At 39.8% G+C, this 24,210-nt stretch carries 18 protein-coding genes; 10 read left to right on the forward strand and 8 right to left on the reverse strand.

From position 1 onward, the window contains the following. Positions 1–50 precede the first annotated feature (50 nt). On the reverse strand, positions 51–1,937 hold the full coding sequence (locus J5X91_RS12320; protein WP_208834940.1) for a transglycosylase SLT domain-containing protein: 1,887 nt from the start codon (positions 1,935–1,937) through the stop codon (positions 51–53). A 192-nt stretch (positions 1,938–2,129) separates the two neighbouring features. Between J5X91_RS12320 and fadB the strand changes: the two genes are divergently transcribed. The 3 genes from fadB (at position 2,130) to tusA (ending at position 6,011) form a co-directional block, all read left to right on the forward strand. Then, complete coding sequence (gene fadB, locus J5X91_RS12325; protein ID WP_208834941.1) at positions 2,130–4,289, forward strand: fatty acid oxidation complex subunit alpha FadB; 2,160 nt, start codon at positions 2,130–2,132, stop codon at positions 4,287–4,289. 4 nt (positions 4,290–4,293) lie between these two features. Next, a complete protein-coding gene (gene fadA, locus J5X91_RS12330) occupies positions 4,294–5,463 on the forward strand; it encodes an acetyl-CoA C-acyltransferase FadA (RefSeq protein WP_011326742.1) in 1,170 nt (389 codons plus the stop codon). A 308-nt stretch (positions 5,464–5,771) separates the two neighbouring features. After that, positions 5,772–6,011: a sulfurtransferase TusA gene (tusA, locus tag J5X91_RS12335; protein WP_086996459.1), complete on the forward strand. Its 240-nt coding sequence runs from the start codon at positions 5,772–5,774 to the stop codon at positions 6,009–6,011. Between the two features lie 48 nt (positions 6,012–6,059). On the opposite strand, the gene J5X91_RS12340 is transcribed toward tusA, so the two are convergent. The 7 genes from J5X91_RS12340 to dnaA form a co-directional block, all read right to left on the reverse strand. Beyond that, a complete protein-coding gene (locus tag J5X91_RS12340) occupies positions 6,060–6,512 on the reverse strand; it encodes a hypothetical protein (protein WP_011326739.1) in 453 nt (150 codons plus the stop codon). Positions 6,513–6,607: 95 nt separating this feature from the next. Further along, entirely contained in the window at positions 6,608–8,677 is a 2,070-nt protein-coding gene (gene glyS / locus J5X91_RS12345; RefSeq protein ID WP_011326738.1) for a glycine--tRNA ligase subunit beta, read from the reverse strand. A gap of 2 nt (positions 8,678–8,679) precedes the next feature. Then, positions 8,680–9,582, reverse strand: coding sequence for a glycine--tRNA ligase subunit alpha (gene glyQ / locus J5X91_RS12350; RefSeq protein WP_011326737.1), 903 nt, complete (start codon positions 9,580–9,582; stop codon positions 8,680–8,682). Between the two features lie 140 nt (positions 9,583–9,722). Beyond that, positions 9,723–12,149 carry a DNA topoisomerase (ATP-hydrolyzing) subunit B gene (gene gyrB, locus J5X91_RS12355; RefSeq protein WP_011326736.1) on the reverse strand — a complete coding sequence of 809 codons (2,427 nt, stop codon included), beginning with the start codon at positions 12,147–12,149 and terminating at the stop codon, positions 9,723–9,725. Between the two features lie 12 nt (positions 12,150–12,161). Continuing rightward, the gene (gene recF, locus J5X91_RS12360; RefSeq protein ID WP_208834942.1) at positions 12,162–13,256 is read right to left on the reverse strand and encodes a DNA replication/repair protein RecF; all 1,095 of its coding nucleotides are present in this window, start codon (positions 13,254–13,256) and stop codon (positions 12,162–12,164) included. Between the two features lie 15 nt (positions 13,257–13,271). After that, positions 13,272–14,375, reverse strand: coding sequence for a DNA polymerase III subunit beta (dnaN, locus tag J5X91_RS12365; protein ID WP_011326734.1), 1,104 nt, complete (start codon positions 14,373–14,375; stop codon positions 13,272–13,274). A gap of 13 nt (positions 14,376–14,388) precedes the next feature. After that, positions 14,389–15,771 (reverse strand): chromosomal replication initiator protein DnaA, encoded by a 1,383-nt coding sequence (gene dnaA / locus J5X91_RS12370; RefSeq protein WP_041454303.1) that lies wholly within the window; start codon positions 15,769–15,771, stop codon positions 14,389–14,391. Between the two features lie 517 nt (positions 15,772–16,288). Between dnaA and rpmH the strand changes: the two genes are divergently transcribed. The 7 genes from rpmH to mnmG all read left to right on the forward strand — a co-directional run bounded on the left by rpmH (position 16,289) and on the right by mnmG (position 24,200). After that, the gene (gene rpmH / locus J5X91_RS12375; protein ID WP_004335215.1) at positions 16,289–16,423 is read left to right on the forward strand and encodes a 50S ribosomal protein L34; all 135 of its coding nucleotides are present in this window, start codon (positions 16,289–16,291) and stop codon (positions 16,421–16,423) included. A gap of 7 nt (positions 16,424–16,430) precedes the next feature. After that, positions 16,431–16,853 carry a ribonuclease P protein component gene (gene rnpA, locus J5X91_RS12380; protein ID WP_208834943.1) on the forward strand — a complete coding sequence of 141 codons (423 nt, stop codon included), beginning with the start codon at positions 16,431–16,433 and terminating at the stop codon, positions 16,851–16,853. 128 nt (positions 16,854–16,981) lie between these two features. Next, complete coding sequence (gene yidD / locus J5X91_RS12385) at positions 16,982–17,257, forward strand: membrane protein insertion efficiency factor YidD (protein WP_011329641.1); 276 nt, start codon at positions 16,982–16,984, stop codon at positions 17,255–17,257. Positions 17,258–17,265: 8 nt separating this feature from the next. Then, positions 17,266–18,900, forward strand: coding sequence for a membrane protein insertase YidC (yidC, locus tag J5X91_RS12390; protein ID WP_011329640.1), 1,635 nt, complete (start codon positions 17,266–17,268; stop codon positions 18,898–18,900). Between the two features lie 135 nt (positions 18,901–19,035). Then, positions 19,036–20,400, forward strand: a complete 1,365-nt coding sequence (mnmE, locus tag J5X91_RS12395; RefSeq protein WP_086996465.1) for a tRNA uridine-5-carboxymethylaminomethyl(34) synthesis GTPase MnmE — start codon at positions 19,036–19,038, stop codon at positions 20,398–20,400. A 1,034-nt stretch (positions 20,401–21,434) separates the two neighbouring features. Further along, a complete protein-coding gene (gene mioC, locus J5X91_RS12400; RefSeq protein ID WP_208834944.1) occupies positions 21,435–21,884 on the forward strand; it encodes an FMN-binding protein MioC in 450 nt (149 codons plus the stop codon). Between the two features lie 426 nt (positions 21,885–22,310). Continuing rightward, positions 22,311–24,200 carry a tRNA uridine-5-carboxymethylaminomethyl(34) synthesis enzyme MnmG gene (gene mnmG / locus J5X91_RS12405; protein ID WP_011329637.1) on the forward strand — a complete coding sequence of 630 codons (1,890 nt, stop codon included), beginning with the start codon at positions 22,311–22,313 and terminating at the stop codon, positions 24,198–24,200. Positions 24,201–24,210: the final 10 nt, after the last annotated feature.

The raw sequence follows: 24,210 nt of genomic DNA on the forward strand, positions 1-24,210 counted from the left end.
CAAAATAAGGGGAACATCTAACCTTATTAGCATCCCCTTACCTTTATTAATTATCCGCCCATTTTCATTTCGAGTAGCGGCGCCAGTATATTTCCCTCGCGGTGTAAACGCGTATGATAAACCTGCCTGTAGGCAAATACGTTTTTAACATAATCGCGAGTTTCTCTATACGGGATCAATTCAATCCATAGCTCTGCTGGAATAGCTTCATCTGGTAACCAGCGTTTAATACGATGATACCCTGCGTTATATGAAGCCGTTGCCAATATTTCATTGCCGTGGTTTTTCTTTTTTAAATACTGCAAATAGCGCGTACCTAATCTTATATTTGTTTGTGGTTGATATAAGCGGCGGCTCGACACACTGCCTTTATTTACGTAATCGGCAGTACTGGGCAATAACTGCATTAACCCTCGCGCATTTGCTGATGAACGTGCATCGGGGGCAAATGAGCTTTCACGGCGCGCAATGGCAATACTCCACGCCACGTCTATTTTACTGCGCTTACTGTAGCGCTCAAATACATCTTGAAACGCAAACGGAAAACGCTGCTCTACGTTATCCCACGCTTTTATTTTTGCCAGTGTAAAAATAGTGCTGTCATGCCAACCCAGCTCTGTGGAGAGTATTGAAGCAGCTAACTTTTCTTCGTCACTCGAGGTGTTTGTTAGGTAATTCCATTCGCGACGTGCCGAGGTAAAGCGCTCAAGCTCATAAAAAGCTTTCGCACGCTTGTAGCCCGGGGCATTTTTTACTTTATTAACAAGCGCCTGATCAACAACTAAAGGTTGGTTATTTAAATCAACCGGTAACCCTAATCGTGCCGCGGCTAAAAAACCATAATAATCGCGATTAGCTGCTACTGTTTTCCAAATAGCGTCTGCTTTTTGTTGCTCACCACGTTTTGCGTAGCTGTACGCTAACCAGTATTGCTGGCCAAGACTTAAGTTATCTTTACCAGTAAAAAAGGCTGCAATACCCTCCCAGTCTTGGGTTTTAAGCATATTACCGAGTTGCCACTGAATTAGTTTGCTGTCTTGGCGATCTTTTGGCACTTTGTTTAGCCAAAAGCTTGCTTGTTTATGTCCGCTGGAAGCAAGCGACAGTGCAAAGGTATAATACACATCTGCTTTAGCTGCATCGCTGTAAGTAAATATTTTCTCTAGCTTTTCCCATGCTTTTAAAGCAAGCTCTTTATCGCGCCAAATTAAACGCTTTACACCATAAAGAGCTATTTGCCCTTCTTTAACCGACTTATTTTTGTATCTGTATAATCCGGCTGCAGCACTTGGATCGCGGCGTACTTTTAAGTATAAATCAGCTAAGTAACCTTCATTACTGGGTAGTAATGTTTTTAAATAAGGTAATAGGCTTTGAGTACCGCCTTCTGCCGCCATAGTCACCCGCTGCCAAACACCCTCTTTACTCATATAGCCTTTTTTACGCCATAACGAAAAAAGCCCATCGCACGCTTTAGGTTGCGACTTTCCTACCGTCCATAAATCAGTTACTTGGTTAAATATCGCTTTTTCTGGCGCACCTAAATCAAGTTGATAATCTAAATATGTACAAGTCAGTTCAGTATCAGAGGTTTTACGGTAATTGCGAATATACGCTGCTTTTTTATTATGCTTTTCTAAATAGCTTAACCATGCTTTACGCACTGGCCACTCTAGCGGCGTATGCTGATAAATAGTGAGGTAATCCTCTATTTCTGCTTGGTGTTTTATATCGGGATGTCGTTGCCAATATACTTTTTCAACATAAGGCTTTAATGGATGATCAAGATTACTTATAGCCATTTTAAAGTCTTGGTAATCACCATAGCGAACTTTTTTTTCAGCGTCTAAAAATGCATCGTTATCGATGTTTGCCTCAACGCAGTGAAGAGGGAAAATAAAAACCGCTGCCATAGCATTTAATAAATATTTTTTCATAATGCCTTCATAATAAAATTAAAATAATAAGCAAAAACTTTTGTTCCACCATAGCACCAAACAAGCTATATTTTAACCAACTGTTTTGTAACCAAGTTAAATTTTTCGTTGCATTTTTAATTCAAAGCAAGCACACTGATTAAATCGCAACTCATCGTACCAGTCTTAGTTCGTCAACTAGGGAGAATAATAATGTTATATAAAAGCGATTCCTTTGAAGTTAGCTTCATAAAGGAAAACATCGCCGAGTTTAAGTTTTGTGCTACAGCTTCTGTAAACACACTATCTCAGCAAACCCTTTCAGATTGCGCAACAGCATTAAAACAATTAGCTGCAAATACTGATATAAAAGGCATGATTTTTACCAGTGATAAAGAACACTTTATTATTGGTGCCGACGTATTCGAATTTTTACCTATATTTACTAGATCTGAAGCAGAACTAGTAACTTGGATAAAAGAAGCCACTGACGTTTTTGACGCTATCGAAGACTTACCATTCCCAACTCTAAGCGCTGTAAATGGCTTAGCACTTGGCGGTGGCTGTGAGTGGGTACTTGCTACCGATTATCGTGTAGCAAGCGAAACTGCACAAATGGGTCTTCCAGAAGTAACCCTTGGCATAATGCCTGGTTTTGGTGGCACAGTACGCTTACCGCGCATTATTGGTGCCGATAACGCCATGATGTGGATTACCTCAGGTTCTACTAACCGCGCAGCAGATGCCCTTAAAGTAGGTGCTTTTGACGCAGTAGTTAGTGCTGACAAACTTATAGAGTCAAGTGTATCAACACTTGAATTAGCAATTGCTGGCAAGCTCGATTGGCAAGCAAAACGCAATGTAAAGCTACAACCACTTAAATTAAATCGTGTTGAGCAAGGCATGAGCTTTGCAATGGCTGAAGGCATGGTAATGGCTAAAACTAAAGGCCACTATCCTGCACCTGTAATGGCTGTAAAAACCATTAAAGCAGCTGCTAACTGTACTCGTGATGAAGCAATGGCAATCGAAAATGCCAACTTTGCTAAATTAGCAGGCACGCCAGAAGTTGCCGCGCAAATTGGTATATTTCTAGCCGACCAGTACATTAAAGGTAAATCACGTAAACTTGCTAAACAAAGCGATGTAGAAATTAAACAAGCTGCAGTGTTAGGTGCTGGCATTATGGGCGGCGGTATTGCATACCAGTCTGCTTATAAAGGTACACCTATTATAATGAAAGACATCCAACAGGATGCACTTGACTTAGGTATGGGCGAAGCCTCTAAGTTACTTGGCCAAAAAGTTAAACGTGGCCATATGTCGATGGAAAAAATGCTTGGTACGCTAAGCAAAATTAAACCGACCCTTAATGATTCTGATCTACAAAGTGCCGATATTATTGTTGAAGCCGTAGTAGAGAACCCTAAAGTTAAGCAAGCAGTACTTGCAGAGCTTGAGAAAACCATGCCAGAGGGCACGGTACTTACCTCAAACACTTCAACTATTTGTATTGATTTACTTGCAGAAGCGTTAGATAAACCAGAAAACTTCTGTGGTATGCACTTTTTTAACCCAGTACCGAAAATGCCGTTAGTAGAAATTATCCGTGGTGCAAAAACCTCTGATAAAACCATTAACGCCGTAGTTGATTACGCGCTTAAATTAGGCAAGTCTCCTATTGTTGTTAACGATTGCCCTGGCTTTTTTGTAAACCGTGTTTTATTCCCTTACTTTGCAGGTTTTAGCAAATTAGTAGTTGAAGGTGCTAACTTTGCAAAAGTAGATAAAGTAATGGAAAACGTATTTGGCTGGCCTATGGGTCCGGCTTACTTACTTGATGTTGTAGGTATTGATACCGCTTTTCATTGTACTGGCGTAATGGCCGATGGCTTCCCTGAGCGCATGGCGCGTGCAGATAGAGACCCAGTGACTATTTTTGCTAACGAAAAGCGTTTTGGCCAAAAGAACAAAGCTGGTTTTTATAAGTACGAAACAGATCGTCGCGGTCGTCTTAAAAAATCGCATGACGAAACTGCAATTGAGCTGCTTAAGCCAATTACTGAAGCAGAAAAAGCATTCGATAAACAAGAAGTCATTGACCGTTGTATGATCCCAATGCTTAACGAAGTGCTACTTTGTTTACAAGAAGGCATTGTTGCATCACCACAAGAAGCTGATATGGCACTTGTTTACGGTGTTGGTTTCCCTCCATTTAGAGGCGGCGCGTTCCGTTACTTAGATCAAACCGGTTTAGCTAACTTTGTGGCAACTGCCGACAAATATGCTCACTTAGGTGCGATTTATCAAGTATCAGAGCAAACTCGTCAATGGGCCGAAGAAGGTCGTGTTTTCTATAAGGTGGAAGGTTAATATCATGAATAATCCAGTAATTGTAGATTGTATCCGCACACCTATGGGTCGTTCTAAAGGTGGCGTATTCAAAAATAAACGTGCCGAAGACTTAAGCGCACATTTAATGAAAGGCTTACTCGATCGCAACCCAGCAGTTGATCCAGCATCAATTGACGATATTTATTGGGGTTGTGTACAGCAAACATTGGAGCAAGGCTTTAACGTTGCTCGTAACGCTGCATTACTTGCCGGTATTCCACATAGCGTACCAGCAGTAACAGTTAACCGTTTATGTGGCTCGTCAATGCAAGCATTGCATGACGCAGCACGCGCAATAATGACTGGCGCTGGCGACACTTACCTAATTGGTGGTGTTGAGCACATGGGCCACGTACCTATGACTCACGGTAACGACTTTCACCCAGGTTTAGCAACAAGCATTGCGCAAGCTGCTGGCTCTATGGGCTTAACAGCTGAATACCTAGCAACACTGCATGGTATTAGCCGTGAGCAGCAAGATGAATTTGCGTACCGCTCACATCAACGTGCTCAAGCTGCAACTGTTGAGGGACGTTTTCGCCGCGAAATTTTAGCAATGGAAGGTCACGCAGCAGATGGTTCTCTTATCTTAGTTGAAGACGACGAAGTAATTCGTCCAGAAACAACGGTAGAAGGCCTATCAAAGCTGCGCCCAGTGTTTAATCCTGCATCGGGTACGGTAACAGCCGGAACTTCTTCTGCACTTTCTGACGGCGCATCTGCAATGTTAGTAATGAGCGAAGCAAAAGCAAAAGAACTTGGCTTACCAATTCGCGCACGCATTAAAGCAATGGCAGTAGCGGGTTGCGATCCATCAATCATGGGTTACGGCCCAGTACCAGCAAGCAAAAAAGCACTTGCACAAGCCGGTATTACAATTGATGACTTAGGCGTAGTTGAGCTTAACGAAGCCTTTGCAGCACAATCATTACCTGTAATGAAAGATTTAGGGTTAATGGATGTAGTTGACGAAAAAGTGAATTTAAACGGCGGCGCAATCGCACTTGGACACCCACTAGGCTGTTCGGGTTCGCGTATTAGCACATCGCTTATTCACTTAATGGAAGACAAAAATGTACGATACGGTTTAGCAACTATGTGTATTGGTTTAGGCCAAGGCATTGCCACTGTATTTGAACGTGTTCAAGACTAATTAGTTTAAACATGTAAAACCATCTTGGTGATTAAAAAGGCGAACTGATTTTATGCAGTTCGCCTTTTTTATTGGTTTATTTTTAGTTATTTTATATGGTTATATTGAAAAACTGGAATACTGTGATCGGGTGTATTATCTGTTATTGCCACGCTCTATTGATTAAACCCTTTGATTAAATAAGGTGTGTAATTTAGATATGAGTAAAATAGTTAAATAACGCTTTAAATTGCGCTAAACTCTACAACATTATAAAATGTAAAACCCTAATGTGCAGCAATCGCTTTAACTAAACAGGCAAATTTATTATGAGCTTTAATAACCCCGATCACCAATTAGATGCCATAGGCCTTCGCTGCCCAGAGCCAGTGATGATGGTACGCGCTGCTATTCGTAAAATGAATGATGGTGAAACGTTATTAATAACCGCTGATGACCCATCAACAACTCGCGACATTCCGAGCTTTTGTACGTTTATGGATCACACGCTGGTGGCTAAAGATGCAGAAGCAGCACCGTATAGATATGTAGTTAAGAAAGGGCTTTGAACTGGCGTAGGTTGGGTTTCGTTTCACTCAACCCAACCTACAGAAAATCTACTTCTTCGTTATCGTCACTTGTGGCTTGTCGTAATTACTGTAATCAATACTTACTATGTAGGTGCCTTTTATTGCGGGCGTATAGCTAAAGTAATTATAAATAGTATTACAGTCGGCAACTGCAGGTTGGCCTAGTGTTAGTTTTTGCCCTGCTGGCTGAGTATCGCTGTAGCCACAGTTGTAACCTTCACTAAAGTCGGCATCGGCAATTTTAAATTCGTATACTTTACCAGGCGTTGAAAATTTAACTTCTGCTTGATACAGCGATCGCGCTACTTGGGTAAATTGGTACTGTGGCTCTGCATCCCATAAGGTAAAGTCGCCCCTTAAATACACGGTACGATCTAATTTTTGTTGTGGCAATACATCATCAAGCGTTATTTGCGTAGAACAAGCAGTTAAAAAACTAACAAGTGCTAAGGTTAAAATACGTTTTATTGGGCTTTTCATTCGAGATCCTTACTTTATATATGCAGGTTAATAATACACCAAAATTAAAACTAAAAAGCCAGCAAAACGCTGGCTTTTTACATTATCGAATAATGTTATTTTTGTAGTACAGAAATGTCTGCAATACCTAAAAACAATCCGCTTAACTGACTTAAAAGCGCCAGACGATTTTGCTTAACTGCTTCGTCGTCGGCCATAACCATCACGTTATCAAAAAAGCTATCAACACTTTGACGAATACCAGCCAATTGGCTTAATGCTTCTTGGTAATTACCACTGGCGTAAAGTGGTGCAAGTTCAGTAGCAAATTTTGCTACTTGTGCCGCAAGTACTTTTTCAGCGTCGTCGGTTAGTAAACTTTCATCTACATTACCTTCGCTGGTAATGTCATTTTTAGCAAGTATATTACTTACGCGCTTATTAGCGGCTGCAAGCGCTTCTGCTGCGTCTAATGTGCGAAAATGGCTTACGGCTTTAACACGGCGATCAAAATCAACAGGTTTAGTCGGACGACGTGCAAGCACAGCTTGAATCACATCTACTTCTATTCCTTCGTCTTGATACCAAGCACGGAAACGCCCTAGCATAAACTCAAACACATCGGTTGATACATTAAGATTAGTTAGCTTATCGCCAAACAAGGTTTGCGATTTAGCAACTAGGTCTAAAATATCAAGCGGTAGCTCTTTTTCTACCATGATGCGCAATGCGCCAATAGCAGCACGGCGTAAAGCAAATGGGTCTTTGTCGCCTTTTGGCGCTTGGCCTATGCCAAAGATACCCACTAAGGTATCAAACTTATCGGCAATCGCTACTGCGCAACTAATTAAGTTGGTAGGTAAGCTGTCGCCTGCAAAGCGTGGCATATATTGCTCATTCTGCGCTAGTGCTACATCTTCAGCTTCGCCGTCAAAACGTGCGTAATGCATTCCCATAACACCTTGGATGTCGGTAAATTCCATCACCATTTCGGTCATTAAGTCAGTTTTACTCAATAAACCAGCACGTTGTGCTAGCTCTTTATCTGCACCAAGTTGCTGGGCAATATAACCGGCAAGCTCGCTAATACGCGCAGACTTGTCTTTAAGTGTACCTAACTGTTTTTGGAACAATACGCTATCGAGAGATTCTAAACGGCTTTCTAGTGTTTTCTTTTTATCGCTTTCAAAAAAGAATTGCGCATCGGCTAATCGAGGACGCACTACTTTTTCGTTACCCGAAATCACTACGCTAGGATCTTTACTTTCTATGTTAGACACAAACAAAAACTTATTTAAAAGTTTGCCGTTTTGATCTAAAAGCGGAAAGTATTTTTGATCGTCTTTCATCGTGTAAATAAGCGCTTCGGCCGGTACTGCCAAAAACTCTTCTTCAAATGTAGCCGTTAATGTTACTGGCCATTCTACCAGTGATGTTACTTCTTCAAGTAAATCTTCATCCATGGCTACAACCGCATTTATTGCTTTTGCTGCAGCTTCTATTTGCGCTCGAATTTGCGCTTTACGCTGCTCGTAATCGGCAATAACGTAGGCTGATTTTAAAACATCAAAAATATCATCAGCATGGTTAATGGTAATTTTTTCAGGATGATGAAAGCGATGTCCTTGAAGCTGATTACTTACCTGCTTACCCAGCACTTCACCTGTTACTAACTCATCACCCAATAAAATAGTTACCGTATGCACTGGACGAATAAATTGTGTTTTATTCGCGCCCCAACGCATTGGCTTAGGAATAGGTAATTTAGCCAGCGCTTTATTAATAACGTCAACCATCAGCGTTTTAGTTTCTTGCCCTGCTACTTTAGCAAGGTGCAGCAACCACGCGCCTTTGTCGGTTTCAAGTGTTTGCGCATCTTTTACTTCAATACCACAACCACGTGCCCAACCCATTGCAGCTTTAGTAGGATTGCCATCTGCATCAAACGCTGCCTTAATTGCTGGGCCGCGTTTTTCTACTTCTTTATCTTGTTGTTTTGCATCAAGCGCTATTACGCGAAGGCCTAAACGACGTGGTGATGCATACCAGCTTACGCCTTGATGCGCTAATTCTAATGTCTCTAGTTCTGCAGTTAAGTTTGCAGCAAATGCTTCTGCTAATTTACGCAGCGCTTTTGGTGGCAACTCTTCGGTGCCAATTTCTACTAATAAGTTTTGTGCTGACATGCCTACTTATCCTTACACAGCGGGAAACCAAGCGCTTCACGTTTATCATAATAACTTTGTGCACACGCTTTTGATAAAGCACGAACGCGTAGTATGTAACGTTGGCGTTCGGTTACCGAAATTGCGTGGCGCGCGTCTAATAAGTTAAATGCATGCGATGCCTTCATTACTTGCTCATAAGCCGGTAACGGTAAGTTTGCTTCAATTAACTTTTGGCTCTCTGCTTCACATTTATCAAACTGAGCAAATAGATCTTCTACGTTGGCGTGCTCAAAGTTATAAGTAGATTGTTCTACTTCATTTTGATGAAACACATCGCCGTAAGTTACTCGCCCAAGCGGACCATCAGCCCATACTAGGTCGTAAATACTGTCTACGCCCTGAATATACATGGCTAAGCGCTCTAGGCCGTAAGTGATTTCGCCAGTTACCGGTGAGCACTCAATGCCGCCCACTTGTTGAAAGTAGGTAAACTGGGTTACTTCCATGCCGTTTAACCAAATTTCCCAACCTAGGCCCCACGCACCTAAGGTAGGTGATTCCCAGTTGTCTTCAACAAAGCGCACTTCGTCTGTTAAGGTATCTATGCCTACGGCCGCTAAAGAGCCTAAATAAAGCTCTTGAATATTATCTGGCGAAGGCTTTAGCACAACCTGAAACTGGTAATAATGCTGTAAGCGGTTTGGGTTTTCGCCGTAACGGCCATCGGTAGGTCGTCGACACGGTTGTACGTATGCACTCGACATTGGCTCTGGGCCAATCGATTTTAAAAATGTTTGCGGGTGGAATGTCCCAGCGCCCACTTCCATATCAAGTGGTTGAATAATAACGCAGCCTTGCTGCGCCCAATAATCCTGTAAAGCCAGGATCAAACCTTGAAAGGTTTTAACGTCATATTTTTGCATATTTGGCTTTTTACTATCTGAGAAGTAGCGTGAAAATTACCCTCAGTATACCTTGTGCACACGCAGGTTTTAAGCAGTTTGTGCAATTGAAAAAATAAAAAAGGAGCCATTGGCTCCTTTTTTGTGAGTAGTATTACTAATTATACGTCTAGGTTAACTACGCGTAGCGCGTTCTGTTCTATAAACTCGCGACGAGGTTCTACTTGGTCACCCATTAGCGTTGCAAATAACTGATCGGCAGCTACTGCATCTTCAACGGTTACTTGTAGCATACGACGTGCATCGGGATCCATTGTAGTTTCCCACAGCTGACTTGGGTTCATTTCGCCCAACCCTTTATAGCGCTGTATATAGAGGCCACGCTTAGATTCAGCAATTAGCCATTCTAAAGCATCCACAAAGTTATCAACAGGTTGTGTTTTCTCACCGCGTTGAATATAAGCGCCTTCGGTAATGATATTTGCAATGTTTACACCAGTAACAGCAATGCGCTGATAATCGCGTGAAGCTATAAAATCATAATGAAGTACGTGCGCTTTATCTACACCGTGCTGACGAATTTTCACTACTGGGTAGTATAAATTGCGCTCAGTATCGTGCTCTGTTGCAGCTTGGAAAATAGTAGCATCTTCATCACGATCAATTAAGTCATCAACTAATTCTTTAGTCCATGCTATTACTTTAGCTTCATCTGAAAGATCTTCTTTTTTCAGTTCACTTTGGTAAATAAGACGGTTCATTACAGTATTAGGAAACTTACGTTTTAGACGCTCAATTACCTTAACGGTATTTTGATAATCGTGAACAATTTTTTCTAGTGCTTCGCCTTCAATACCGCTTGCATCTGTACTGGTGTACAAAGTTGCATTATTTAAAGCAAGTGTTGTTAGGTATTCAACTAGTGCTGGATCATCTTTAATATAACGCTCTTGCTTACCTTTTTTCACTTTATAAAGTGGTGGTTGTGCAATATAAATATATCCGCGCTCAACAATTTCAGGCATTTGGCGATAAAAGAACGTAAGTAATAAGGTACGAATGTGCGAACCATCCACGTCAGCATCCGTCATGATAATGATACGGTGATAGCGCAGTTTTTCAGGATTATATTCATCACGACCAATACCACAACCTAATGCCGTAATGAGTGTTGCTACTTCTTGTGATGAAAGCATTTTATCAAAACGTGCTTTTTCTACGTTTAATATTTTACCTTTAAGCGGAAGAATAGCTTGGTTTTTACGGTTACGTCCCTGCTTGGCTGATCCGCCAGCAGAGTCTCCTTCCACTATGTATAGTTCTGATTGTGCTGGATCTTTTTCTTGGCAATCGGCTAACTTACCAGGTAAACCGGCTAAGTCCATTGCACCTTTACGACGTGTCATTTCACGTGCTTTACGTGCAGCTTCACGCGCACGTGACGCATCTATTATCTTACCTACAACAATTTTGGCATCTGTTGGGTGTTCTAATAAAAATTCAGTGAATTTTTCAGCCATAGCTTGTTCAACCGCAGACTTAACTTCGCTCGAAACTAGCTTGTCTTTAGTTTGTGATGAAAACTTAGGATCTGGTACTTTAACACTTACAACAGCAGTTAAGCCTTCACGAGCGTCATCACCCGTTGCATTACTGGTTGTTTTAGCTTTTTTGTTAAAGCCTTCTTTTTCCATATAGTTGTTAAGTGTACGTGTTAGCGCAGATCTAAAACCGGCTAAGTGAGTACCACCATCGCGTTGTGGGATGTTATTTGTAAAACAGTATATGTTTTCTTGATAAGCATCATTCCACTGCATTGACACTTCAACAACAATACCATCTTCTTCACGCGTATGTGTAAAGTGAAATACACCTTTATGTATAGGTGTTTTATTACGGTTTAAATACTCTACAAACGCTCTGATACCGCCTTCGTATTTAAAGTGATCACTTTTATTCTCTTCACGCTCATCATTTAAAATAATGCTTACGCCAGAGTTTAAAAATGAAAGCTCGCGTAAGCGCTTAGCTAAAATGTCGTAATGAAAATCTAAGTTAGTAAATGTTTGATCACTTGGCCAAAAACGTAACTCTGTACCAGTTGTGTCTGCGTCGCCAATTACGGCTAATGGCGCATCTGGTACACCATGAGAGTATGTTTGCTCATGAAGTTTACCTTCACGGCGAATTGTTAATTTAAGCTTTTCTGATAATGCGTTAACAACCGATACACCAACACCGTGTAAGCCACCTGAAACTTTATAAGAGTTATCATCAAACTTACCACCGGCATGCAGTACCGTCATGATTACTTCGGCTGCAGATACACCTTCTTCTTCATGAATTGAAGTTGGGATACCACGGCCGTTATCTCGTACAGATACCGAACCATCTAAGTGAATCGTTACAAAAATATCATCACAATGACCTGCTAAGGCTTCATCTATAGAGTTATCGACGACCTCAAACACCATATGGTGTAAGCCCGTGCCATCATCGGTGTCCCCTATATACATTCCAGGACGCTTTCTTACTGCGTCTAATCCTTTAAGTACTTTTATACTCGACGAGTCATAATTCTCAGACATGGTTAATCCCACTTATCTTGTTATTAGGTTGCCATGTTTCACGTGGAACATTTGCAGTTCTCGTTGCATGGGTTCCACCACAGCAGAAATACTTTCAGACAAAATTGAAGATATAAAAATTTGAGAACTGCAGTGAGCTAATAGTTGCCCCACTTTCTCTTTTGTATCTTCGCTTAACTCTGAAGGTAAATCATCTATTAGCAATATAGATTGCTTATCTGTCTCTGACTCAATTAAGCTATTTTGCGTTACTTTTAACGCATAAAGTAATAGCTTTAATTGTCCACGAGAGAAAATATTCTCAACGCTGCTGCCAGCGACACTAAAACTAAAATCAGCCTTATGAGGCCCTTTACTAGTAAAACCTTGGCGAGCATCTCGCTCAAAGTTTAACTTTAATGCATCGCTAAGAGATTCGCTCTCTTTCCAGCCGGCATTAAAGCTTATTTCTAAATCGCGTATTAGCGTTAATTCTGCACACATTTTATCAAAAAACTGCTGCTTAAACCTACTTATATACGCCATTCTTAATTTATTTATTTGCTCAGCCAGTCTAACAAATTCTTTGTCCCAAAACTTAATTTGGTCAAAATAATTCTTTGGCTTACTTTTTAGTAGCGCATTTCGTTGTTTTAACACTTTATTGAACGATTGCCATAAAAAGAAAAACTCATGTTCCACGTGGAACAAACCTAAATCTAAAAACTTTCTGCGCTCTTTAGGCCCACCAAAAAATAACGAGTAACTCTCTGGAGTAATTATTTGTACCGGCATAAGCTGTGCAAGTTCTGATATTTTTCGGCTCGCCTTACCTTGAATTTTTAAATTCGTTTCGCCCGCTTGGGTTTTACTAATACCAATAGGAATAGATAAGTCGTGTATAGCTTTGCGGCCATGAATTACAAACTGCTCTTGCTGATGCGCAATAATACTTTTATGCTTTGATGTTCTAAAAGATTTGCCGTGTGAAAGGTAATAAATAGCTTCTAAAAGGCTGGTTTTTCCGCTGCCGTTTTCACCATAAATTATATTAACGCCGTTAACTGGTTCTAGCGTCAGCGCCTCAATATTACGAAAATATTTGAGGCTCAAATGACTTAAGCTCATTGGGTACTTATAGTCTTATAAACGCATAGGCATAACTACGTACATTGCTTCTTCATCGCCTGCACCTTCAATTAGTGCGCTGCTGTTTGAATCGGCCAATGTAAACAGTACATCTTCTGTTTTTAATGTGTTTAATACATCAAGTACATAAGAAACGTTAAAGCCTATTTCTAGGTCGGCGCCTTCGTAACCAACCTCTACTACTTCCTCAGCTTGTTCTTGCTCAGGGTTATTAGCAGTGATTTTTAACAAACCATTGGATAAGTTTAAACGCACACCTCTAAACTTTTCGTTAGATAAAATAGAGACTCGCTGAAACGCACTACGTAACCATTCGCGATTAGCAGTAATGACTTTATCGCCACCACGAGGTAACACACGCCGGTAATCAGGAAAGCGTCCATCAACTAACTTACTAGTAAAGGTAAACTCTATATCGATAATACGAATATGATTAGCACCAAACTGAATAGTGACTAGTTCTTCGTCGGCTACCATAAGGCGCATAATTTCTTGCACCCCTTTACGAGGTATAATTAGCTGACGCTGCGTATTAAGCGATTGCTTTAATTGCTTTTGTGCAATAGCTAAGCGATGTCCATCAGTGGCCACTGTTTTAATGTCAGTATTGTCTACTTCAAACGACATACCATTTAAATAGTAACGTACGTCTTGATTCGCCATCGAAAAATGCGTGCTTTCTAGTAATTTTCGCAGCTCTAAACGCGTTAGTTGAAACTCAACTTCGCCATCCCACTGTTCTAAATTAGGAAAGTCTTCGGCGGCTAAGGTCGTTAACGAAAAACGACTTTTACCGCTGGTTAGTAATAACTGATGCTCTTGTAAGCTTAACGTTAGGTCTGAACCATCTGGTAGGCTTTTACAAATATCGAGTAATTTTTTAGCCGGTAATGTTAACTTAGTATCGGCAATATCATCACCTACAAACACGCTTGCAACGAGTTCAATTTCAAGGTCGGTACCTGTCATTGAAAGTTGCCCGTTTTCTACTGCTAACAATACGTTAGATAAAATTGGCAATGTATGCTTACGCTCAATAGCGCCCGATACTTGCACTAATGGCTTTAAAAACTGTTGTCTTGATATTGTTATTTGCATAATAAAGTCAGCCTTAAGATGACAATGTTCTTATTAAATTTTGGTAATCTTCTTTAATTTCGTGGCTTTCATCACGTAGTGATTTAACCTTACGACACGCATGCAATACAGTTGTATGATCGCGGCCACCAAAGGCGTCTCCAATCTCAGGTAAACTGTGATTGGTTAACTCTTTAGATAATGCCATAGCAACTTGTCGAGGCCTTGCTATAGAGCGACTACGGCGTTTAGACAGCAGATCAGAAATACGAATTCTGTAATACTCTGCCACAGTGCGCTGTATGTTATCTATGGTAACTAGCTTATCTTGTAAGGCAAGTAAATCGCGTAGCGCTTCTTTTACAAAGTCGATAGATATGGGACGACCGGTAAAGTTAGCATTGGCAATAACACGATTAAGCGCACCTTCTAGTTCGCGTACATTAGATCGTAATTTTTTAGCAATAAAAAAGGCGACTTCGTGCGGTAAATTAATTTTACTCTGCTGCGCTTTTTTCATCAATATAGCAACGCGTGTTTCAAGCTCAGGAGGCTCAATTGCAATAGTTAAACCCCAACCAAAACGCGATTTAAGTCTGTCTTCAACGCCTTCTATCTCTTTTGGATAACGGTCAGAGGTTAAAATTATTTGCTGATTGCCTTCTAATAACGCATTAAAGGTATGAAAAAACTCTTCTTGTGAGCGCTCTTTGTTAGCAAAAAATTGAATGTCATCAATCATTAGCGCATCAACACTACGATAGTAACGCTTAAATTCTTCAATCGCGTTATTTTGCAGTGCTTTTACCATATCTTGTACAAAGCGCTCTGAATGCATATAAACTATTTTTGCATCTGGCTTATTAGCCAAAATACCATTACCTACAGCATGCAATAAATGCGTTTTACCTAAACCTGTACCACCGTATATAAATACAGGGTTAAAAGCGGCACCTGGATTATCTGCAACTTGTGTTGCTGCTGCTTTTGCTAACTGGTTTGATTTACCTTCAACAAAACTGTCAAAGGTATAATTTTCTTTTATATTCGATTTATATTCAGATTTTGGCGCTGGCTCTACAACAGGTTTTGGTTGTCGTGATTGTTGTTTGGCTTGTGTAGTTGGCGCCGATTGCGTTCCAGCAACAGATACAGGCTGTGCATTTAATAAAGGCTTACTGCCTACATCAAAACGTAGCTCTGGAGCTTCAACACCACAAATCTCTACTAATAATTCATTAATTCTATTTAGGTATTTTTCTCTTACCCAATCTAGTACAAAGCGATTAGGTGCATAAATCGTCAAGGTATCTTCGGTACTTTCTGCTTGTAGTGGTCGCACCCACATACTGAACTGCTGCGAAGGCAATTCATCTTGCAATACATATAAACAACTTTGCCAAACCGACAGATACACAGTCAAACTCCCAGAGATATAATTTTTATTCCCGCACATCATTAATGATTAAAAATCACCTCTGTAATGCGTTTAAATGGCCCAATAAGCGACCCAAGACCGGCTATTATGAAGACACTTTATCCACAAGTAAAAGACTGATTTTTATAAAATTGTTGATATCACGGTATAAAACACTTAACACAATGATTTAATACAAGTTTAATTTTAAAGCCTGAGCACAGATCATAACAAAATTAGCTCTGGATCGCGAAACAAATCTGCGATCTAATTTAGTTTTCCCCTGCTTTTATTCACTTTTTATACAGGGGCTGTGGAAAACTTCTTATTAATGATGATCCTAATAGATCACTCTTTATGATCTACATTAAATAGCTGGTATACTCTAAGGGTAGTGCGTAATTATGATTGACTTTAATACACTTCATCTATAATATCTCGCGCTCGCAATGGCACCTGTGCCAGGATCGCGACCTGCATAGGATGTTTTAACTTTAACCGATCGGAAGAGATTGTTATGAAAAGAACTTTTCAACCAAGCGTTTTAAAACGCAAACGTGCTCACGGTTTCCGTGCTCGCATGGCAACTGTAAATGGCCGTAAAGTATTAGCTCGTCGCCGCGCTAAAGGCCGTAAAGTTCTTTCTGCTTAATTTATAAGTGGAAGACTTTAACTTTGGCAGGGAGTTACGTCTGTTAACTCCCTCGCATTACTCTCGCATATTTAATGAACCCGCCCGGGCTGCAACTCCTTTCTTTACTCTTTTAGCTAAACCTAATGACCAAGATCAACCTCGGTTAGGACTTACTGTTGCTAAAAAACGAGTTAAAAAGGCATGTCAACGTAACCGTATTAAACGTTTAGCTCGCGAATGCTTTCGTTTAAATAAACACAATATCGACAATATAGATATTGTGCTTATGGTTAAAAGTGGTATTGATGAGCAGTCTAATGAAGAATTAACCAAACAACTGACCAAGTTGTGGCGTAAAATTGATGAGCGCTGCAAACCGGGTGCGCCCAAACCACCACCTTTTAAAAAGCGCCCTAATAAATCAGTTAAATCAAATAAACAGACCTAATAGCAATAGAATTACAGGGTTAATTAAGGTATCTTTAGCTCACCTTTTAATCATGCATTTGAAATCTCATATTGAGTCTTTAAATACATGGTATCTATTTACTAAACTTACGTAGGAGCATATATATCATGAGGTTACTTAAACCACTTGTTGCTTTGCCAACGTATTGTTTAGTTTTATTTATCCGCGGTTATCAAAAGTGGATTAGCCCGCTATTAGGTCCGCATTGTCGTTTTAATCCAACGTGCTCTAGTTACGCTATTCAAGCAATTAATTTGCATGGATCAGTAAAAGGCAGTTGGTTAGCAGTTAAACGCATATTAAAATGCCATCCTTTACATTCAGGTGGGAACGACCCCGTTCCTGAAAAATTAACCCATATTAACCACCAACACGAGAAATAAGAGCTGTTATGGAATCGCAACGCACGTTTTTATTCATTGGCCTGATGCTGGTGTCGTTTTTATTATTTCAAGAATGGAATACTGATTACAACACGCCAAAAGCCGATCCGAGTGCCACCACACAAACATTAAACCCAACATCATCAGAATCAGAAGATTATGTACCAACTTCATCTGACTCTGCGTTACCTGCCTCAGCAACTTTAGCAAAACGCTCTGTAATTGAAATTACAACAGATGTTTTCAAAGTTAAAATTGATACCCGAGGCGGTGATATTGTTGAAACTTACTTACTTCAATATGAAGAAACTAAAGGCAGTGAAACACCTTATATGCTGCTTGGTGAGTTTGATGGTAAACAATACTTTTCACAAAGTGGTTTAATTGGCTTAAATGGTCCTGATGCTTCTGCACAAGGTCGCCCAACTTACCACGTAGAGCAAAAGTCATACACTTTAACGGGTGATGAGCTTAGAGTGCCGCTACAGTTTACTGATAGTAATGGTGTTAACTTTACAAAAACCTATGTATTCAAAAAAGGTCAATATGATGTTGCTTTAGAATACACAATTAACAACACCACTAGCACGCCACTTCAAGTACAGCTTTACACACAAGTTAAGCGCACTGTACAAGACAAAGGCAGCATGGTTGATCAAAACTATTTAGGTGCAGCATACGGTACTGATGATGACCCGTACGAAAAGTACAGTTTTTCAGATATGGCTGACAAAAACCTAAATAAAATTACACTTGGTGGCTATGTTGCGTTTATTCAACATTACTTTGTAAGTGCTTGGGTTCCAATGCAGGATCAGTCAAATACACTTTATAGTTTAATTACTAAGAGTAATGCTGCCATCATTGGTGTTAAAGACGAAGCGGTTAATATTCAAGCTGGTAGTGAGCAAACACTTACTGCGACTTATTATATGGGCCCTAAAGAGTCTGATGTACTTGAAGCTATTCACCCAGATTTAGATTTAACCGTAGATTACGGTTGGTTATGGTTTATCTCACAACCTTTATTTGTATTGTTAAAGTGGTTACACAGTATTTTAGGTAACTGGGGTGTGGCTATTATTGCCATTACTATTATCGTTAAGTCGTTAATGTACCCACTGACTAAAGCGCAATATACTTCAATGGCTAAAATGCGTGCCCTTCAGCCTAAAATGGCAGCGCTTAAAGAAAAATTTGGTGACGACCGTCAAAAATTCGGCCAAGCCACAATGGAAATGTACAAAAAAGAAAAAGTGAACCCTATGGGTGGCTGTTTCCCTATTTTGCTACAAATGCCTATTTTCTTAGCCTTGTTCTACGTGTTCTTAGAATCAACAGAACTTCGCCACGCTGAATTTATTTTTTGGCTAACTGACCTTTCTGCGAAAGACCCATACTACGTGTTACCAATCTTATTTGGCGCCAGTATGTTTATTACGCAAAAATTACAGCCTATGACGGTTACCGATCCAATGCAGCAAAAAATGATGACCTTTATGCCGGTTATCTTCTCTGTGTTCTTCTTATGGTTCCCATCTGGTTTAGTTCTTTACTGGTTAGTGTCTAACCTTATTTCTATTGTCCAGATGCTCATCATCTACCGCGGCATGGAAAAGAAAGGTATTAAAGTAAGAGGCTAATTAAGCTCCTACTTATATAAAGGCGACTTCGGTCGCCTTTTTTATTACCTGTTTTTCACCACAGCTATTCGCTACAAATAAATCCATAGGTTACAATACCGCCATAAAGTTACTCATTGTTGGCAAATTAATAGCATGATCAATCAAGACACAATTGCAGCACAAGCAACAGCCCCCGGACGTGGTGGTGTTGGTATTATTCGCGTTTCAGGCAGCCTTGCTAAAAGTGTTGCCGAAAAAGTAGTAGGTAAAATACCTAAAGTTCGCTACGCCGATTATGTGCCATTTAAAAGCCTTGCTGGCGAGCAACTTGATCAAGGTATTGCCATTTACTTTGCCGGCCCTAACTCATTCACTGGTGAAGATGTACTTGAACTACAAGGCCACGGCGGTCCTGTAGTACTGGATATGTTACTTAAAGAAATTAGTAAAATAGAGGGCGTTCGTTTAGCAAAGCCTGGGGAGTTTTCTGAACGTGCATTTATGAATGACAAGCTTGATTTAACACAAGCAGAAGCCATCGCCGATTTAATTAATGCTACAAGCGAGCAAGCCGCTAAAAGCGCCCTACAGTCTCTCCAAGGTGAATTTTCTAAGCACATAGAAACACTTGTAGAAAAAGTAATTCACTTGCGTATGTACGTAGAAGCCGCAATTGATTTTCCCGATGAAGAAATCGATTTTTTATCTGACGGTAAAGTTTCTGGCGATTTAGATGCCATTATTGCCCAGCTCAATACGGTAACCGATCAAGCTAAGCAAGGCAGCATAATGCGCGAAGGTATGCGGGTTGTTATTGCCGGTCGCCCTAATGCGGGTAAATCAAGCTTATTAAATGCCCTTGCTGGGCGCGAAGCCGCTATTGTAACCGAAATTGCCGGCACTACACGTGACGTACTACGTGAACATATACATATAGATGGCATGCCACTGCATATTATAGACACAGCAGGTCTGCGTGAAAGCCCTGATTTAGTAGAACAAATAGGTATTGAGCGCGCATGGGATGAAATAAACCAAGCCGACCGAGTGCTGTTTATGCTTGATGGAACCGACACTATTGATACTGATCCCCATAAAATTTGGCCAGAATTTATGGCTAAATTACCCGTTGGATTAGGGGTTACAGTGATTAGAAATAAAGCCGATTTATCGGGCGATGTTGTTGGTATGGAGCAAAATCAGCAATACCCGGTCATCAGTTTAAGTGCTAAAAATGCCGACGGTATTGAGCTGGTTCGCGAGCATTTAAAAGCCTGTATTGGTTTTGATGGTGCAACAGAAGGCGGCTTTATGGCACGTCGTCGCCACCTTGATGCGCTTGAGCATGCAGCGTACCACTTAGATACAGGTAAAGCTCAGTTAGAAATGCATATAGCGGGCGAAATACTCGCCGAAGAATTGCGTTTAACCCAGCAATATCTAAACGAAATTACCGGTGAATTCACCTCAGATGACCTACTTGGAAAAATATTTAGCTCGTTTTGTATTGGTAAATAAGTTGCCAAATATATTTTAAAGAGCCCTAGAGGCTCTTTTTTATTGTCAAAATCCCCTGCTTTCACTACCTATTTCCTCCCTAAAAACAGCTTTATTGCGCTAATATTAATGCCTGATAAGAGCTGGCCAGTCTTTATTTGTTAGAGTAATGTCGTTTTAACTAAAAATAATGCCACTTTAATAGCTATAAAACGGCTAATTTATAGCATTAACGCAGTCTGTTTTTTACAAAACAGACTGCTATTTTAACTGCAGTGGATCAATTTTACGGTGGCTATTATGGTAATACTTCCTATTAAAATAGCCTTAATTAAGCTTAAGAGCTGCAATATATGTTTATAATTTATTCAATATAGGAGCCTATTTTAGGCTTTTATTGACTCTAAATTACGCATATTTATAAAATTGAGTAGAGCAACACAACACCAAGTAAGCGTGAATTATATTTTTGGTCGGCCAAGTTAGCTAAAATTAATGATGATCTGCGCTGAAAAAATAAATAATCTCAGATCAGTTATCCACAATTAGCCTTTATTACCTTTTATAGAGACTTAAATTTCCGTATTTAACTAAGTAAATATCCTAGATCCGCCATTAAAACTAACTATTTACTGTTAATTGACTCATTTAATAAAAAGATCAGCTTTATTTGATCTCATTTAAATTTATTTTATGATCTAAATAGCACTTATCAACAGGCATTCTATCCACATTATGATCAGGCTATATATTATTGCTTAATAATGTCTATTTAAGCATTTTCATATTTTTTAAATCAATAACTTAGCGATCAATCATAAATAATAAAGCGGCTTTAAACAGAGCTTTCCCCACTGTTATCAACAACTTGATCAGAAGATTACATTTAAAGATTATTTGTTAAACCCTATTTAATCAACAACTTAAAACATCACAAGTAAGTAAGGCTAAATTTACAGCTAAAATAGTTATACAAAAAAGCACTCTTAACTTTACTGTTATACAAACTCAGTTATTATAAGCGGCAATTAAAAGCCATGTGATCACAAAAATTAATGAGTGCAGTAAATATTATTATTGGCAGCCAAATGGGATCCGCTGAATATGTTGCAGAACAATTAGGTGATCAACTTAATGCTCAAGGTATCAGTACGCAACTACATGAACAGCCTGCATTTAACGATATAGATCAGCAAAATACTATTTGGTTAATATGTACATCTACTTATGGCGCAGGAGATTACCCTGAAAACTTAATTAGCTTTATTGACGATTTAACACAAGCTGATGATTTATCTAATATAAAATACTCAGTCATTGGTTTAGGCGATACCAGTTACGATACTTATAACCTTGCTGGGCGCAATATAGATGAGTTATTAGCACAAAAAGGTGCACTTAGAGTAGCCGAACGCTTAGAGCTTAATATTCTTGATGAAGCGCTACCAGAGGATACTGCACTGGCCTGGCTTGACTCTTGGCTAGCTAAAACAGGCTTAAATTAATAGATCAAGCTAAAAAACCAAATTAAAGTTACCCACAATTTACTAATAATTTAATAGTTTTTGTGGATAAACACTGATTAAACTGCATTTATAGCTATGCTTATCCATTGGATAAGATCCGGTTGATATTGCCCTGTGCATAAAGTGCCTTTTTGATCAGAGCTTATTCGCTGGATGATCCGATCATGTTCACAACTTTAGATCTGATCTAATCGCATGTTTTAAATAAAGATCTAAACCTTATCAACAGAAAAGTGCTTCAGTAGTAGTAATAGTAATAAAAGATCTCTTTAAAAGATCCTTTATATTATTAGAGATCACACACTTAGATCTTGACCGCTGTTAATCATTTATCTTCTGCTAAATTCTAGGTAGAATACGCTCCCTTTTGAAGTTTACTGGTTTGATTTAAGTAGGATCCCATTAATGATTTTTCACGAAAATTTTGACGTTATCGTAGTAGGTGGTGGACATGCTGGCACTGAAGCCGCATTGGCAGCCGCACGTATGGGGATGAATACCCTGCTGCTAACTCACAATATGGATACCCTTGGTCAAATGTCATGTAACCCAGCAATTGGTGGCATTGGCAAAGGTCACTTAGTTAAAGAAATTGACGCTCTAGGTGGTGCAATGGCACAGGCCATTGACAAAGGCGGGATCCAATTTCGCACACTTAATTCTTCAAAAGGCCCAGCCGTTCGTGCAACCCGAGCACAGGCTGATCGCGCTTTGTACAAAGCGGCAATTCAAACAACATTGCAAAACCAAGATAACTTAAAGATTTTTCAACAATCGTGTGATGATCTTATTGTTGAAAACGATCGTGTTACTGGTGTGGTTACCCAAATGGGTTTACGTTTTAGTGCTCCAAGTGTTGTGCTAACCGTAGGTACTTTTTTAGGTGGCCAAATACATATAGGTTTAGAAAACTTTAAAGGTGGTCGTGCAGGCGATCCTCCTTCAATTGCATTGGCTGATCGTTTACGTGAATTACCTTTTAGAGTGGATCGTTTAAAAACCGGTACTCCACCACGTATTGATGCCCGTACTGTTGATTTTAGTAAAATGCAAGAACAAGCAGGTGATACGCCTATACCGGTATTTTCATTTATGGGTAAACCAAGTGATCACCCACAACAAATACCGTGTTACATCACCTTTACTAATGAAAAGACCCATGATGTTATTCGTAAAAACTTACATCGCTCGCCAATGTATGGTGGTGTTATTGAAGGCATAGGCCCGCGCTACTGCCCTTCTATTGAAGATAAAATTGTTCGTTTTGCTGATAAAGACAAACATCAAATTTTTGTTGAGCCAGAAGGTTTAACATCATATGAGTTATACCCAAATGGTATTTCGACCAGTTTACCGTTTGATGTGCAAATTGAAATTGTGCAATCTATTACTGGCTTTGAAAACGCTCATATTTGTCGTCCTGGTTATGCTATTGAATATGACTTTTTTGATCCGCGCGATTTAAAACGTTCATTAGAAACTAAATTTATTGATGGCTTATTTTTTGCGGGCCAAATAAATGGTACTACCGGTTATGAAGAAGCGGGTGCTCAAGGTTTAATTGCAGGTATGAATGCTGCTTTAAAAGTTCAGGGTAAAGAGTCTTGGACTCCACGTCGTGACGAAGCTTATGTGGGTGTACTTATTGACGACTTAACTACTTTGGGAACGAAAGAACCTTATCGTATGTTTACTAGCCGTGCTGAATACCGTTTATTATTACGTGAAGATAATGCCGATATTCGTTTAACTGAAAAAGGCCGCGAATTAGGCTTAGTGAATGACGAACGTTGGCAGGCATATAACGAAAAAATGGAAGTGATCGCTAAAGAGAAACAGCGTATTAAAGATACCTGGATCCACAAAGATCATACTATGATAGATCAAGTTAATGCATTGCTAAAAACGCCATTAACGCGTGAAGCTAGTTTAGAGGAATTATTACGTCGTCCTGAAATTCGTTATAACGATCTAATGGCAATTGACGGCTTAGGATCTGAATTTACTAATCAAGCCGCGCTTGAACAAGTTGAGATCCATACAAAGTACGCAGGTTATATTGTGCGCCAGCAAGATGAGATCAATAAACAGTTACGCCATGAGCAAACAATTTTACCAAAAGAGTTTGATTATAAAACCGTATCGGGTTTATCAAATGAGGTTGTTGCTAAGCTGATTGATGCTCGTCCAGACACTATTGGTCAAGCTTCGCGTATTTCTGGTATCACCCCAGCGGCGATTTCGTTATTATTGGTGTATCTGAAGAAGCAAGGCTTGTTACGCAAATCAGCATAACGGCGAGGGT

This window comes from Pseudoalteromonas sp. K222D, assembly GCF_017653575.1.
GTDB classification, from domain to species: Bacteria; Pseudomonadota; Gammaproteobacteria; order Enterobacterales; family Alteromonadaceae; genus Pseudoalteromonas; species Pseudoalteromonas nigrifaciens.